The 15,205-nt window shown below is 41.7% G+C and carries 13 protein-coding genes; 12 read left to right on the forward strand and 1 reads right to left on the reverse strand.

What is annotated here, in order from left to right; genetic code table 11:
* Positions 1–91 precede the first annotated feature (91 nt).
* The 11 genes from ACTQ9S_RS03745 to lpxC all read left to right on the forward strand — a co-directional run bounded on the left by ACTQ9S_RS03745 (position 92) and on the right by lpxC (position 13,347).
* Positions 92–931, forward strand: a complete 840-nt coding sequence (locus tag ACTQ9S_RS03745; RefSeq protein ID WP_440453827.1) for an SDR family oxidoreductase — start codon at positions 92–94, stop codon at positions 929–931.
* Between the two features lie 57 nt (positions 932–988).
* Positions 989–1,999, forward strand: coding sequence for a hypothetical protein (locus ACTQ9S_RS03750; protein ID WP_440453829.1), 1,011 nt, complete (start codon positions 989–991; stop codon positions 1,997–1,999).
* Between the two features lie 76 nt (positions 2,000–2,075).
* Positions 2,076–2,804, forward strand: coding sequence for an orotate phosphoribosyltransferase (gene pyrE / locus ACTQ9S_RS03755; protein WP_440454035.1), 729 nt, complete (start codon positions 2,076–2,078; stop codon positions 2,802–2,804).
* A gap of 137 nt (positions 2,805–2,941) precedes the next feature.
* Positions 2,942–3,907, forward strand: coding sequence for a glutathione synthase (gene gshB / locus ACTQ9S_RS03760; RefSeq protein ID WP_440453830.1), 966 nt, complete (start codon positions 2,942–2,944; stop codon positions 3,905–3,907).
* Positions 3,908–4,158: 251 nt separating this feature from the next.
* Entirely contained in the window at positions 4,159–5,244 is a 1,086-nt protein-coding gene (gene murG / locus ACTQ9S_RS03765; protein WP_440453831.1) for an undecaprenyldiphospho-muramoylpentapeptide beta-N-acetylglucosaminyltransferase, read from the forward strand.
* Positions 5,245–5,342: 98 nt separating this feature from the next.
* Positions 5,343–6,782, forward strand: a complete 1,440-nt coding sequence (gene murC / locus ACTQ9S_RS03770) for a UDP-N-acetylmuramate--L-alanine ligase (RefSeq protein ID WP_440453833.1) — start codon at positions 5,343–5,345, stop codon at positions 6,780–6,782.
* Positions 6,783–6,989: 207 nt separating this feature from the next.
* Positions 6,990–7,904: a D-alanine--D-alanine ligase gene (locus ACTQ9S_RS03775; protein WP_068039411.1), complete on the forward strand. Its 915-nt coding sequence runs from the start codon at positions 6,990–6,992 to the stop codon at positions 7,902–7,904.
* Positions 7,905–8,346: 442 nt separating this feature from the next.
* The gene (locus ACTQ9S_RS03780; protein ID WP_068037577.1) at positions 8,347–9,156 is read left to right on the forward strand and encodes a cell division protein FtsQ/DivIB; all 810 of its coding nucleotides are present in this window, start codon (positions 8,347–8,349) and stop codon (positions 9,154–9,156) included.
* A 132-nt stretch (positions 9,157–9,288) separates the two neighbouring features.
* Positions 9,289–10,581, forward strand: coding sequence for a cell division protein FtsA (gene ftsA, locus ACTQ9S_RS03785; RefSeq protein WP_203226476.1), 1,293 nt, complete (start codon positions 9,289–9,291; stop codon positions 10,579–10,581).
* Positions 10,582–10,869: 288 nt separating this feature from the next.
* Complete coding sequence (ftsZ, locus tag ACTQ9S_RS03790; RefSeq protein ID WP_068037572.1) at positions 10,870–12,066, forward strand: cell division protein FtsZ; 1,197 nt, start codon at positions 10,870–10,872, stop codon at positions 12,064–12,066.
* 363 nt (positions 12,067–12,429) lie between these two features.
* A complete protein-coding gene (gene lpxC / locus ACTQ9S_RS03795) occupies positions 12,430–13,347 on the forward strand; it encodes a UDP-3-O-acyl-N-acetylglucosamine deacetylase (protein ID WP_068039407.1) in 918 nt (305 codons plus the stop codon).
* A 298-nt stretch (positions 13,348–13,645) separates the two neighbouring features.
* Here lpxC and ACTQ9S_RS03800 read toward each other — a convergent pair whose 3' ends face one another.
* Positions 13,646–14,161 carry a hypothetical protein gene (locus ACTQ9S_RS03800; RefSeq protein WP_440453835.1) on the reverse strand — a complete coding sequence of 172 codons (516 nt, stop codon included), beginning with the start codon at positions 14,159–14,161 and terminating at the stop codon, positions 13,646–13,648.
* Positions 14,162–14,424: 263 nt separating this feature from the next.
* On the opposite strand from ACTQ9S_RS03800, the gene ACTQ9S_RS03805 reads away from it, so the two are divergent.
* Entirely contained in the window at positions 14,425–15,153 is a 729-nt protein-coding gene (locus ACTQ9S_RS03805; protein WP_068037565.1) for a CHAP domain-containing protein, read from the forward strand.
* Positions 15,154–15,205: the final 52 nt, after the last annotated feature.

Below are 15,205 nucleotides of genomic sequence, written 5' to 3' on the forward strand. Positions count from 1 at the left end.
TGTTTGTTAAAAACGGTTTTTGAATATTGCTGTTAGCGTCATTTCTAGAGATTGATGTTAAAGCAGAATTGTGCCAAAAAAGGGATGCATTATGAGTACGCAAAATTTACTGATTATCGGACAAGGTGATATCGGTCTGCCAGTCACCAATAGACTTGCTGAGGACGGTTTCTCGGTCACAGGTCTCGCTCGCAGTAAACGCGAGCATTATGATTTGAATAGTAATGCAAAGTTTATGCAAGCTGATGCGTTGACGCTTAGCGCTGAGCAGCTGCAAGACTTTACTCATATTGCAATTATCGTCACTCCTGATGAGTATTCAACCAGCGGTTATCACGACAGTTACTTGGCGATTAATCAACATTTAGCAGAGCTTGCGGATAAGCTAACCAACCTTGTGCGCGTGGTTTTTATTTCCTCAACGGGTGTTTATGGTCAAGATAATGGTGAATGGATTGATGAAGATACCGCGCCTATTACCCCTAAGCGCGAAGCTTCCAAAGTGATACTCCAAGCAGAACAAGCGCTGCAACAAGGTTTTGGTAATAAAGCCATTGTCATTCGTCCGAGCGGAATTTACGGACGCGAGCGTCTAATGCGCTTACGTAAAGCCCGCGAGTCACAAAAAGAGCCAGTGGCAGCAGCGCACTGGAGTAATCGTATTATGAATCGTGATTTGGTCAATATTATCGCCAATGTAATGACTACAGGGGCGCCAAAGCCCCTTTATATCGCCACTGACTATGCGCCAGTCACGACTTTTGAGCTAGGCGTTTGGTTAAGTGAGCAGATAGGAGAGACGCCTCCTGCTATTGATAAGAAAAAAATAACTGTTACGGGGAAACGTTTACATAGCAACATTCCGTTAGCTTGGCTCAATTATCCTGACTGGCAGGTAGGTTATCGTGATATTTTGCGCCATCAAGAGTAAGATGACAGTTTGATTTAATTAGAATTGATTTTATATTTTATAGTTTATGGAGATTTCATGACCCAGCCTTCTACTTCTGATAATCGCTTACCCAATGCTGAACTTGCAGCAATAAGCGATAAGCTGCCAGAAGGCAATGCTGAGCTGTCGTCTACGTTGCCTGATAGCAAGCAGCCTGCGATCGTGCACCCTAACTTTGATCCGAGCCAATCGCCACTTGACCCTGCGCGACCTTTAAGTGATATTCCAGAGCCTGCTCGACGCCTAAATGGCCAATTGCGACGGCTCTATGGAAATTCTGCGCGGTTTTATCAGCCTAATGAAGACAGCTTATCGAAATGGGAGTTGGTTGCGTCAGAGGCATTGGCTGAGCATTTGTCATTATTAAATGCGGCAAAGCTTGTCGAATTTCCTGATAATTTTTATCAAAATCATAGCGAGCAGCCATTATTATCGCCGCTAAGCAACATGACTCTATTAGATATGTCAGATATTCAGCAGGCGATTCGCGCTTATCCAAAACTGAATCGTTATGGTTTTGCGCTTGCTGATAGTCCCGTAAAGATTAATAAAGATGATAATGGCTCCAATAAAAATAATACTAAAGCGTCTTCTGCCTCGTTACGTGCGTTGACCAAACGTTATAATCCTGATGAGTTACTCAGCAGTCTTTATGCTGATGATTGGCAAGTGATTTTACAGCCGCAGCAGTTTGAGACAGGCGAGGGCAGTTTGGCTACCGATATTATGGCATGTAGCGTCGCTGTCCATGCTTTAAAGCAATGTAGTACGCGCAAAACTATCAATCATAGCTATAGCGCGGCGCAAATCTGTCAGCATGTCCGTAGCTACTTACTTAGCCAGCTTGATCTTGAACCAGCACAGCGTTATCAGTATCGTCAGATTCGGCTATTTGTGGGACATATTATTGTTGCGGCTTATCATTTAGGCTGGGGCATACAAGTGAGCCATGATGGTCAATGCTATTTTAATCTCTCATCGCGTAGTGGCCTGTTGACTCGTTATCCCAATATGCAGGATTACGACATCAATGGTTGGTCAAGCTGATCAATAATGCGTACAATAATGCAAATTTTTTGCCCTTTATTTTGCTGATAGGAATGCCATAATGCTCAATGCTCCAATGACTAATGCTCAACCTGCCCAAAACCTTTCTTTCTCATCTCATCAATTTATTCAATTGGCTTTAGACAATCAAGTTTTAAAGTTTGGTGAGTTTGTGCTTAAGTCTGGTCGTATCAGTCCGTATTTTTTTAATGCAGGCTTGCTAGCGACTGGTGAGATGTTATCGTTACTAGCGCGCGGTTATGCAGATGCCTTGGCCGCAGAGATGGCTGAACAAATAGATGCTAGCAATAACGATGCAGAGCAGCAAGAGCTGGTCATTTTTGGTGCGGCTTATAAAGGTATTCCATTCGTTGCCGCAACAGCGCAAGCGTTATGGCTGCATCATGGTATCAATGCTAAATGGGGTTATAACCGTAAAGAAGCCAAAACTCATGGCGAGGGTGGTAACTTAGTCGGTGCTGATGTCAGTGGCAAAGCTGTCTGGGTACTTGACGATGTTATTACTGCTGGCACAGCGATGCGCGAAGTGGTCGAGATATTAGAGCAAGCTGGCGCAAGCGTTGCAGGTATTATTGTAGCCCTTGATCGTAAAGAAAAAGGCCAAAGCGATTATTCTGCTATACAAGAGCTCGCAGTGACCCTAAAAGTACCGGTGCGTGCACTCGTCAACATTGACGATTTAATCAGTTATTTAGCTGACGACCATGGTGCACAAAACGGCCAGCATAAAGACGCGACCCAACTAGCAAAAATGCAGCATTACCGTGAGCAGTACGGCGTATAGTTTGTTGTTAGAATGCTGTTCTTGAGTTGTATTGAAGCTTTGCTACATTGCAGGTGCTTATGAATACTTGCCTATAAATAAGTGCCTGTAATTTCCTATAACTGCCTATTCATAATATAACGTAAGTGAGCCTTATCATGAGCCAAGAAAATCAAAAAAAATCTTTAAAAATACTCGTCATCATGGATCCTATCGAACAGGTTAATTATAAAAAAGACACCAGCTTGGCAATGATGTGGGCAGCACAAGACCGTGGTCACACGCTTGGCTATTGTCAGATTCATGATCTTTGGTTGGATCGTGGGCAATTGATGGTCGATACGCAGCCAGTGACGGTAAAGCGTGACCCTGAAAATTTCTATACGTTAGGTGATAAGGCGACAGGTCCGGTCAGCGACTACAACGTGATTTTGATGCGTAAGGATCCACCGTTTGACATGCGCTTTATTTATGCGACCTACATGCTTGATCATGCCAAAGCGTCAGGCGTGCTAGTGGTCAATGACCCACAAGCGATTCGCGACTGTAATGAGAAGTTGTTTGCCACTTGGTTTAGCGATTATATGAGCCCAACGATTGTGACCAGCAAACAAGCACATATTCGCAAGTTTATCGCTGAGCAACAAGATGTCATCGTTAAACCGTTAGATGGTATGGGTGGCACGGGCATTTTCCGTCTGACCGCTGATAGCCCAAACATCGGGGTGACGCTGGAAATATTAACTGAGCTTGAAACCTTGCCAATTATGGCACAGCGTTATTTACCAGAGATTAAAGAGGGTGATAAGCGTGTGTTAATCGTCGATGGAGTGGTAATCGATTACAGCTTGGCACGTATTCCTACCAAAGGCGAAACCCGTGGTAATCTAGCTGCTGGTGGTAGCGGAGTGGCCATGCCGCTTACCGATATTGAACGCCAAGTGGCAGAAGTCGTCGCCCCAATTGTCAAAGAAAAAGGCCTTATGTTCGTTGGTTTAGATCTAATCGGTGGCCGTATTACCGAGATTAACGTCACCAGTCCTACTTGTGTACGCGAGATTGATGATCAATGCGGTACGGATATTGCGACAGACTTTATGATAGCGATAGAAGCCCGTTGTTAAGGATTGTATTTTAAGGATTATATTCTGGAGATGAGAGGTTATTAGTTTTTTGATATCTCTCATTTTTATTGTTTAATATTATAGCCATTTAACCCATTATTTAAGCGATAAAATGCTGTATAAATGAGCATAGATTCCTCTATACTATGCGGGCTTTTGTGTATGTGCCTTCAGAGTGAATCACTTCTATCAATATATCAGTGGCTACTACTTAATATTCATTTTAGTACAGATAAGAAAGGCAGGCGTTAATGAAGACACCGCATATATTGATGATGGCCGCTGGTACTGGTGGACATGTATTCCCAGCACTGGCAGTTGCTGAGGAATTGACCCAACGCGGTGCCGTTATTCACTGGCTAGGTACGCCGAATGGTATGGAAAATGGCTTGGTTAAGCCAACTGGTTACGCTTTTCATCCTATTGCGATGCAAGGGTTACGCGGCAAAGGCATAGGGCGTGTAGTCAAATTACCCTTTACCTTGCTATCAGCGACGATGGCAGCAGTTAAAATTATCCGTAGCAATCAGATTGATATGGTAGTAGGTTTTGGTGGTTACGTAACTGCGCCTGGTGGTATTGCTGCGCGTATGACCAATACGCCTCTAATTATCCATGAGCAAAATGCCATTGCCGGTATGAGCAATCGTTACTTGGCTAAGATTTCTACTAGGGTACTGCAGGCGTTTGAGCATACTTTTGCTAATAGTGAGCAGGATGCTAAGCTTGAAACTGTTGGTAATCCAGTACGTAACGCTATTACGGGTGTCACTGAACCTACTGAGCGTTACGATATTAATGACAGTTCAGCACTCAAATTGCTGGTGGTTGGTGGCTCACTTGGCGCGCAAGTATTAAACGACACCGTACCTAAGGCACTCTCATTAATAGACAGTCCTTTTGAGGTGCTTCATCAATGCGGGCGTAATAACGAGGGCGCTACACAAGCGGCTTATGATAGTGAGGATTTAAGTGCTCATCAGTTCAATGTACAGCCATTTATTGATGATATGGCCGCTGCTTATAATTGGGCAGATATTATCGTTTGCCGAGCTGGTGCCTTGACGGTTACTGAAATTCAAAATGTCGGTATCGCTGCGATTTTTGTGCCGCTACCGCATGCGGTAGATGATCATCAAACTGCGAATGCGCGCACCTTGACGTCACACGATGCTGCGATTTTATTACTGCAGTCTGAGTTGACACCGCAGCGTTTGAGTGATGAGCTTGCAGCACTTGATCGTCATACTTGCTTGGAGATGGCAAAGAAAGGTCACGCCCTTGCTAATCGTAGTGCCAGTAAGCAAGTTGCTGATATCATTTGGCAAGCGTTGTAGCTTATATCATAAGCCTTTGCTTTCATGACTGATTGTTTTCCGTAACTAAGTTTTTTAATTCATCATATTTTATTAGCCTTTAATAAAGAGAACTCCTTATGTCTACCTCTGCGAAAGCTCTACCTAAGCGTTTGATTGAGATACCAGAAATGCGCCGCATTCAGCATTTGCATTTTATCGGTATTGGCGGTTCAGGTATGTGCGGTATCGCTGAGGTTATGAATAATCAAGGCTATCAAGTCAGTGGCTCTGATATTGCTGATAGTGTGGTTACTCGCCGTCTAGAGCAGATTGGAATTAAGATATCAATTGGTCATGATTCTAAAAATATCGCCAATGCGGATGTCATCGTTGTATCATCAGCAATTGATCGCAGCAATCCTGAAGTAAAAGCAGCGCTAGAAGCGCGTCTGCCAGTGGTTCGCCGCGCTGATATGCTAGGCGAGTTAATGCGTTATCGTCATGGGATTGCGGTTGCTGGCGCACATGGCAAGACCACAACGACTAGTTTGCTGACTACTATGATGGCAGAAGGACAGCTCGATCCGACCTACGTGATTGGCGGTAAGCTAAATGCCTCAGGGAAAAATGCCGCGCTTGGCAGTAGTCGTTATTTGGTTGCTGAAGCAGACGAGTCTGATGCGTCGTTTTTGTCATTGCATCCGATGGCCGCGATTGTCACCAATATCGACCAAGACCATATGGAGACCTATGAAAACAGCTTCGATAAACTAAAAGCTGCTTACATTCAGTTTTTACAAAATATGCCGTTTTATGGCTTGGCTGTGGTGTGCGGTGATGACCCTGAGCTGTATGCGATGATTGATGATATTGGCCGTCCCGTACTGACTTTTGGTCTTGAGCCGTTTAACGATGTACAGGCAATTGACTTGGTTACTGAGGGTACTAAGACGCACTTTACCGTATTGCGCCGCGACCGTGAGCCGCTACGCTTGACATTAAATATTCCTGGTACGCATAACGTCTATAACGCCCTTGCTGCTATTACCATGGCGACCGATGAAGGCGTCGATGATGAAGCGATTAAGCGCGCTCTGCAGAAATTCGAAGGGGTCGGCCGCCGCTTTGAGCAGCATGCCTCTGTGGATATTGATGAGGGTAATGTTTTATTGATTGATGATTATGGTCACCATCCAAAAGAAGTTGATGCCACTATCAAAGCGGCGCGTCAAAGTTTTCCTGATCGTCGTCTAGTGATGCTGTTTCAGCCGCATCGTTATAGCCGTACGCGTGACTGTTATGATGATTTCGTCGAAGTACTCTCAAGCGTTGATGAGCTCTTATTATTAGAGGTATATTCAGCAGGCGAAAGCCCGATTGCAGGTGCTGATACTAAGTCATTAGCACGCAGTATTCGCTTGCGTGGCGAAGTTGAACCAACGATTATTGATAAGGACAATCTAGCACCTGTCATGCGGCGCTTATTAAAAGCAAATGACATGCTTATCACTCAAGGTGCTGGCAATGTGGGCCAGATATCCATCGACTTGGCTGCAAACAATCTCTATATCCAGTAAGCTAGAAGAATTTTAGGAACTATCTACATGTCTATTAACAATCAAGAAAATGCAAAAAACCTCAACGAAGCCATAAATGATGCCGAGAATACGACGCTTATTACTAATCCAGAGTCTGCTTTAGCAGCAGCTGCGCAAGCAGAGAAAGATACTATGGAAAATAACCAGCTAAAGCAAGACACACTATTAACTGTCGCTCCTAGCAAAGTGAAAGATGCGAGTGAGTTTGGTAAGGTGGCTGTCGTTTATGGTGGCAGTAGCAATGAGCGCAGCGTGTCATTGGACAGTGGGGCCGCCGTATTGCAAGCGCTACAAAATCAAGGCGTCGATGCCACTCATTTTGATCCTAAGCATCAAGACATTACTGAGCTTCGTGACTATGATCGCGTGTTTAACGTGTTACATGGTCGCGGCGGCGAAGATGGTTTGCTACAAGGCGTGTTGCAATGGTTTGATATTCCGCAAACAGGTTCAGGGATTTTAGCATCAGCCTTAGGAATGGATAAAGTTCGTACTAAGCAGTTGTGGCAGGGTTGCGGGTTATCAACGGCACCATTTTCATTATTAACAGCTGATACCGACTGGCAGCAAGTGGTGAATATGTTGGGTTTACCTTTAATTATTAAACCTGTACATGAAGGTTCAAGTATTGGCATGACTAAGGTCAATCATCTTGACGAGTTGCCTGCTGCCTATGCAACGGCAGTACAGTGTGGCGATGTAGTAATGGCTGAGCGCTGGATTACGGGTCGTGAGTTTACAATTGTTATTATTGATGATGAAGCTTATCCAGTTATTCGTTTAGAACCTGCTGACATCACTAACTTTTACGATTTTGAAGCCAAATATAATCGCAATGATACTGGCTATTATATTCCTTGTGGACTCAGTAGTAGTGATGAAAAACATTTGCAAGACTTGAGCCTTGCTGCGTTCCGTGCCGTTAATGCAAAAGGCTGGGGGCGTGTCGATGCTATGCAAGATGAGGCTGGCAATTTTTGGTTACTAGAAATCAATACGGTACCTGGTATGACCAGTCATAGCTTAGTCCCGATGGCAGCTAAAGCACGAGGTATGGACTTTGATACCTTATGCTGGCACATACTGGCACAAACACTTTAATAGAGAGAAACTATTCATTAGAGATTGTCTTTTAGTATCGTGTTAGAGAGCTTATCGCTGCTACTTTACAATAAATAGAGTTTAGTGCTATTTATTAAGATAAATTGCTAATATTTTTAGTGCTATATTGAACAAAACGGATATAATGCATCCTAAGATTGTATCGCTAGCCCTGCTATAACACAGCTTCCTGTAAACTTGTGTAAAATCGCTAGTTACAGCATGGGTTAGGCTATTGTTTACCATCAAAATACGTTAATATTGTAATGATTACCCTATGTTGGTGATATTTATCTCATTTTAGGCGTTTATCGTGTATTGAGAGACAAAGCATTAAAGTTTGATGGCTTTTATAGCAAAACGGTCATAGCAAAACAGTAGTTATTTAATCGAAATATTTAGTAAGCTAAAATATATACAAGGTATAGGGGCAAACGCGGTTATGGCTCAAACTGTCAATGGAACAACTGACTTGATGAGTGATGACGCCCGTCGCCCGAGATCCAGCTTGCAAGTACCTACTTGGGTTAAGTATTTTTTTATGACTCTTGTAGTAGGGCTATTGTTATTAATATTAATGATGGGTGGTAAGGCTCTACGTGATGCACCGCCAGCTGCTATTCATGTCAATACACAAGATTTGACCACTGCTCAATATCAAGCTTTGCAACAGACTATGAGTCAGCAAACAGTAAGTAGTTTTTTTACAACTGACTTGCAGGCGTTACGAGATATTGCAATGGGACTTGCTTGGGTCGATCAGATCAGTGTGACTCGAGATTGGCAGCGTGGTATCGTCATCACAGCATTACCTAAGCAGGCAGTAGCCAATTTTGGTACAGAACGTTTAGTCGATGCTCAAGGTGCAGTATTCGTGCCAGCAGACAGCGAAGAGTTAACTAAGCCAAAATTTGCTACGTTGCAAGGTGAGATGAACCAAGCGCCTGTTATTATGCAGCAAATGCAGCAGATTAATGATTGGTATGCACCGCTTGATATGCGAGTTGAGGATATCATTCTAACACCGCGTATGACTTGGTTAGTACGTTTCGATAATGGTCTAAGGGTTATTGTCGATAACGAAAATACCGCGCAAAAGTTACTTAATTTAAGCCAGCTTTTAAGCAATCAATTAAGTGACCGCCGTGAGAATATGCAGTCGGTAGATTTAAGATATAAGAACGGTTTTACCGTTGCATGGAAGACTGAAGTGCCACAAGTAGAACCAGTGGTAGCTCAGCCTGTAACGTAAACTAGTCTTACCTGTACAACAGTTTTGCCGTCTTTGTGCTATAGATGATGTATAAATTCAAAATAGTACTGTTCTAATGATTTAATGGAGACGTCATGTAGTCTCCTGTTTAGCGATAATTTGTTTGGTACCATGAAAAATACTGAAAATCTGGTTGTTGTCCATCTGAGTGCCACTGCAGTCTATGTCGTGATCGGCAGCGTTGTGTCTGCAAAAGACATACGTATTATGGGTGTTGGGCAAGTTAAAAATAGCGATTTTTATCAAGGTCAAATCAAACATCGTGAACGCTTGCAAGGTGCCATCAAACAAGCCATTCAAGATGCTGAAGATACAGCGAACTGCCGTGTACATAGTGTATGGTTGACCTTAGCTACTCCTGAATTGTCTAGCAAAAACAGTGTCGGTAATGTAGCGGTCGAGGAAGAGACTGTACGTGCTAAAGATATGGTACAAGCATTATCCAATGCTAAATCGCAAGATTTGCCGTCTGATTATTATTTGATGCACTGCTGTCAGCAAGGTATTTATATTGATGAGCAAGAAGCAATGGTTGATGATGCTATTGAGATGATTGCAAAAAACATCACAGTCATGTATCACATGATGATGATGCCGGTCTCTAGCCGTCAAAATATACAAAAGCTGCTGCAAGGGTGTGATGTTGGTATCGACCATATTGTTTTTGATGCAGTAACGAGCGCCGAATATAGTTTAATGGGTGAAGAACGCCAACAAGGTGTTTGCCTAGTAGATATAGGCGCAAGTACTACTAGTATTTGCGTGTATAAAGAAAATAAGCTTATTTTTACTCATTGTATCGCAAGTGGTAGCCATGAAGTAACAATGGATATTTCAGCTGATATCGGTATTTCTATGATAGAAGCCGAAAAGCTCAAAAAATCACATGGTACAGTCGATATAAATAGTATGGATCCAAGCTCGTTTTTTATTTTTAAACCGCAAGGTACAGGTGACGAGGTCAATGTCAGTCTTTATAATCTAGCACGCATTATTGAAGCGCGTTATGTACAGATATTTACTGAAGTCATTCGACAGTTACATGAGGCAGATCTGTTAAGTTATATCGATCGCGGTATTGTACTTACTGGTGGTGGTAGTACCATTAAAGGTATGATACCTTTTGCCAAAAGACTGTTAAAAATGCCAGTGGTGCTGTCTAACACACATCCGGCTATCAGTGCTTATAATCATTTTGATAATGAAGAGTCATTTAAGCAGCTGAATATACAGGTGAATGATCGTGCTTATCAAACTGCATTCGGAACTTTACTCTATAGTCAAAGTGAGCAGTTTCGTCACAGTGAGCAAAGTGAACCTGACGCTATTAAACAGGGCCGAATAAAAGGTACTTTCCAAAGTGTCGGCCATCGTTTCACTAGTGTTCTTAAAAAAATACTTTAGAGTATTTAGAATAAAGTATTTAAAAGCATAAACGTTTGTAATCGTCTTTGAAGTGCGCTATCTCAATCTAACGATTAATACGTTTATTTGACAAAATACTGTAGTACTGCGAGACCATATTATTAGCGTAGCGCATTTAGATAGAGGTTTGACACGTATCAACTAAGCCTCAGCTTTATTATCTTATTTTATTTGTATGCATTTATATATAGTAAGTCGATAGTACTTTATGCGAGTGCGTTACCACGTATCGACCATCACGCTATCTGCAACTGGAGAATCTTTTTTATGTCAAAATACACCATGCCAGATGATAACCAGCCTCAAAATAATGGCCAAGCTCGTTTTACCGTATTCGGTGTTGGCGGCGGTGGCGGTAATGCAGTCGAACATATGGTACAGCAAGGTATCAAAGGCGTGACGTTTATTTGTGCCAATACTGATAGACAAGCCCTTGATCGCCTGACAGTACCGCATAAATTGCAGCTTGGTGCGAAGAGTAATCGTGGCTTAGGTGCTGGTGCTAACCCAGAAGTTGGGCGTGAAGCTGCAGAAAGCGAAGAGGAAGCGATTCGAACTTTGCTTGAAAACTCAGATATGGTATTCATTACTGCTGGCATGGGTGGTGGTACAGGTACTGGTGCAGCTCCTGTCATTGCGCGTATCGCGAAAGAGATGGAAGTTTTGACCGTTGCGGTCGTTACGACACCATTTAAGTTTGAAGGCGGCAAGCGTAACAAATCTGCTAAAGCAGGCATTGAGCAATTGACAAACTTCGTTGATTCTATCATTACTATTCCTAATGACAAGCTTATGAGTGTCTATGGTAATATTTCAATGAAAGACGCGTTTAAAAAAGCGGATGATGTGTTATTGCATGCAGTGCAGGGTATTGCTGAAACTATTGCGCGCTCCGGTCTTGTTAACATTGACTTCAATGATATTCGTACTGCGATGACAGCTAAAGGTCACGCTATGATGGGTGTCGGGCGTGCTAGTGGTGATGATCGTGCGCGTCAAGCCACTGAAAAGGCAATCAAGTCACCGTTGTTAGATGATCTATGTTTAGAAAATGCCAAAGGCTTATTAGTCAACGTTATCTCTTCAGAAACTCTATCATTAGATGAATTCAGTCAGATCAGTGAAATTGTGGAAGGTATCACAGATACTGATGAAGCGAACATTTTCTATGGTTCCGTTGTTGATGAAGAGATGGGCGATGATTTACATGTTACGGTTATCGCAACAGGTTTGACGTTGGATGAAAAGGTAAGTGAAGCACCTAAAGTTCAACAACCCGTGCCTTCTGTGACCAGCACGCAACCAGTAGATCCCAATCTGCATACCAGTGCTTTGAACAGTCAAAAGCATTCGCAAAACCAAGCGTATCAAGATACTGGAGCACGTTCTGCACCTGCTCAAGAGCAACCACAGACCAAAACTAACAGTATTCAAGACTATCTTAAACGTCAGCAGAATAAGTAATTAATCTGTTTTAAGTTGCACTAATATTAATATATTGTATGGTTTTTACAACGGTTTTTAGATTATAAAGTCTTAATAAATTATCAACAGTGATGTCAGTTTTATAAAGAGCCAGCGTAGCAACGCTGGCTTTTTTGTATTTATAATCTGTTAATAGTAGATATTTAAAAGGTTTTAACATAGTTTTAGCTAAAAAATTGGTGTTAATTAGGCAAGTCATTAATAAGTTAATAATGAAAAACAGTTCATCATAAGCTGGGTCAATCATAGAAATGAGTAAATTACTGATTTTTGACTATAGCGAATTGATAGGAGCTAGTGGTACACTATGGCAATTGTAACAAAATATGTGAGAAAGCAGCCATGAATCAACGAACCATAAAAACAGCTATAGCTATTACAGGTATCGGTCTGCACAGTGGCGAGCCTGTTGATTTAGAGTTTCATCCACAACCTGTTAACACTGGAGTGGTTTTTGAGCGCTCAGATATTGAGGGTAGTGAGCCGATTCCAGCTAGTGCTTTTTTAGTACAAGATACCATGATGTCATCAAATCTTGTATTTGGTGGTACGCGCGTCGGTACGGTTGAGCATTTATTAAGTGCAATAGCAGGACTTGGTATAGATAACCTGTTAATAAGAGTATCTGCGAGCGAAATTCCGATTATGGATGGTAGTGCCTCACCTTTTGTGGGCTTACTATTGCAAGCAGGCTTCACTGAACAAGATGAGTTAAAGAAGTTTCTGCGTATTGTCCGACCAGTTCGTGTCGATGTTGATGATAAGTGGGCAGAACTGCGTCCTTATGAAGGATTTGAATTAAATTTTGAGATTGATTTTGATCATCCAGCTTTCGATAAAGACTTTCAACATGCTCAGCTTAACTTTTCAACACAAAATTTCATCGAGCAATTAAGTGAGGCGCGTACTTTTGGGTTTTTACAGGATATTGAGACGTTAAGACAAAACAACTTAGCGTTGGGCGGTAGTATGGACAATGCGATTGTCATTGATGATGCTCGTATATTAAATGCTGGTGGGTTACGCTTTGCTGATGAGTTCGTTCGCCATAAAATTTTAGATGCTTTAGGCGATTTATATTTGATTGGATATCCTATTATAGGTCGTTTTAATGCCTATAAATCAGGACACGCCTTAAACAATATGTTAGTACGTGAAATCTTATCAGATGCAAATAACTTTGAAATTGTAACTTTTGATGACAATGTAACCTGTCCTATCGAATATTTACCTCTAACAGGTCTAACTGTTGAAGGATGAATACAGGAATATACACGAAGTATCGCAACATTTACGTAAGATTACATATTTTGGGAATATCAACGTTCAACTTATAATCACATTGAAAAATATATACTTTCATATTTTTTAATAACTAGGCTAGAGCCTAGACAATATAAAAGCTTTGGACAGTAAAAAAATCATCTGCTAGTAAAATCCTTAATAGGGATAGAGCTAACAGATGATTTTTTTTGTTTATAGAATTACAAAAATGCAGCGTTACCATGTCGATTTTCTGTTTTTATTTACATAAGATTACATTGTAAGATGCGAACTTTTACTCATTTGCTAGTCGTAAAAGTGCTTTTTTGAGCTTTTCATCAGTGGTGACATGCTTTGCAGCCTGTGCTATAGTCCGCTTTGTGTTTTGGCTAAGAGCCTGATTTTCATTGGCTTTATCATGTTTAAGATTATTAGTTAGTGATGATAATTTTTCTTTATACGATGAATTATTAGTATTGGTTTTAGATACTACTACGCGAATCTTCTTAAGTTGTTGAAATGTAATTGACTGCGTTGTCAGTACTTGTAGATATGCATGTTGTAAGTATCGAATATGATTGGCTGCAGTAACTGAGGCTACGCTTAGTGTTAATTGCTCAGAGCTCAGACCTACAACCCAGCAGGTATTAAGTATTTCTTCAGGTAGACAGTCTACCAATAGCGTTTTTATCTCATTGGTTACTTGTGTATAAAGACGCATATCATCAGTTAGTGTTTGAGGTAGTGCGCTACCAGCAAATGCTTGATGGTCGATAAGCTCAGCAAGACGATTAGGCTGTTTTTTTGACATCGTGTTTACTCATCAATTAGGTGATAAAAGCCGATTTATAAAATAAATATGCCCAATATCAGTATATATAGAATATAAAGCGAGCTGTTTAAGAGGCGAATAACCAAACTGGCAATAATGCCTGTGTTAATCGTCATAGACTGAATAGTTAGCTGCTGTACTAAGGATTTTATCATGGTTATTCAATGGTACATCCTCTAAATCAATTAATGCTTTGTCACGGATGACGAGCAATCTTGTATTAACAAATAGGTAGTAAATTTATGAAACAAGCTTTATTAATTTTGTCAGTACTGGGAATGGGTTTAGCACAAACGAGTGGTGCTGCCGAAACCACCTTTCAACCAAATAATACCTTGAGTCATACCATCACAAATATTTCAGTTTCTCAAAACTATGGTTCTAGCCGCAACGTCTATAGCACCAATAGTGGCGCCCATGTCTTTAGCAATGATGAAATCAGTCAAGCTATCGACAATCTAAGTGCTCATGCCAAACAAAAAGAATATCAGTTAGCATCGTTAACCAATCGCTTATCATATGAGCGTCAGCAGCAAGCTAGTAGCAGAGTACCAGATAGTAACTCAGCTCCTGCTATCGCCGCTGCTCGTGCGTCACGAGTTGCTTTGTCTAGAAGCTCTGGATATTGTGCCCGTTATGTACGTAAAGCTTTACAGTCAGCTGGTTACGAATTTACGCCTAATCCTTCAGCTTATCAGTATGCCTCTCGCGGCACACTTGCTAACGCAGGTTTTACCAAAATCAGCAATGACATGCCGCCACAAGTAGGTGATGTCGTAGTCTATGATCGCAGCTCACAACGTCCGCATGGCCATATCCAAATTTTTGACGGTTCAGGATGGGTTTCTGATTTCCGTCAGAACAGTATTAGCCCATACAGCGGCGTTCATAACTATACTACATGGCGTGATTCGCAGTACGTTGATGATGCTTCAGATCGTGGTATCTACCTTGCTATGGCTGACAAATAAAGTCTGATTAAGTAGCCGTAAGCTAAAAATTGACCATTTTCTCCTAACTCAG

This window comes from Psychrobacter sp. ASPA161_9, assembly GCF_051970275.1.
Classification (GTDB): Bacteria; Pseudomonadota; Gammaproteobacteria; order Pseudomonadales; family Moraxellaceae; genus Psychrobacter.

What these genes read in the sequence shown, in the direction of transcription:
- lpxC (WP_068039407.1), top strand. Translation starts at nt 12,430, where the DNA reads ATGAATCAACGAACCATAAAAACAGCTATAGCTATTACAGGTATCGGT.
- murG (WP_440453831.1), top strand. Translation starts at nt 4,159, where the DNA reads ATGAAGACACCGCATATATTGATGATGGCCGCTGGTACTGGTGGACAT.
- ACTQ9S_RS03805 (WP_068037565.1), top strand. Translation starts at nt 14,425, where the DNA reads ATGAAACAAGCTTTATTAATTTTGTCAGTACTGGGAATGGGTTTAGCA.
- pyrE (WP_440454035.1), top strand. Translation starts at nt 2,076, where the DNA reads ATGACTAATGCTCAACCTGCCCAAAACCTTTCTTTCTCATCTCATCAA.
- ftsA (WP_203226476.1), top strand. Translation starts at nt 9,289, where the DNA reads ATGAAAAATACTGAAAATCTGGTTGTTGTCCATCTGAGTGCCACTGCA.
- murC (WP_440453833.1), top strand. Translation starts at nt 5,343, where the DNA reads ATGTCTACCTCTGCGAAAGCTCTACCTAAGCGTTTGATTGAGATACCA.
- ACTQ9S_RS03745 (WP_440453827.1), top strand. Translation starts at nt 92, where the DNA reads ATGAGTACGCAAAATTTACTGATTATCGGACAAGGTGATATCGGTCTG.
- gshB (WP_440453830.1), top strand. Translation starts at nt 2,942, where the DNA reads ATGAGCCAAGAAAATCAAAAAAAATCTTTAAAAATACTCGTCATCATG.
- ftsZ (WP_068037572.1), top strand. Translation starts at nt 10,870, where the DNA reads ATGTCAAAATACACCATGCCAGATGATAACCAGCCTCAAAATAATGGC.
- ACTQ9S_RS03750 (WP_440453829.1), top strand. Translation starts at nt 989, where the DNA reads ATGACCCAGCCTTCTACTTCTGATAATCGCTTACCCAATGCTGAACTT.
- ACTQ9S_RS03780 (WP_068037577.1), top strand. Translation starts at nt 8,347, where the DNA reads ATGGCTCAAACTGTCAATGGAACAACTGACTTGATGAGTGATGACGCC.
- ACTQ9S_RS03800 (WP_440453835.1), bottom strand. Translation starts at nt 14,161, where the DNA reads ATGTCAAAAAAACAGCCTAATCGTCTTGCTGAGCTTATCGACCATCAA.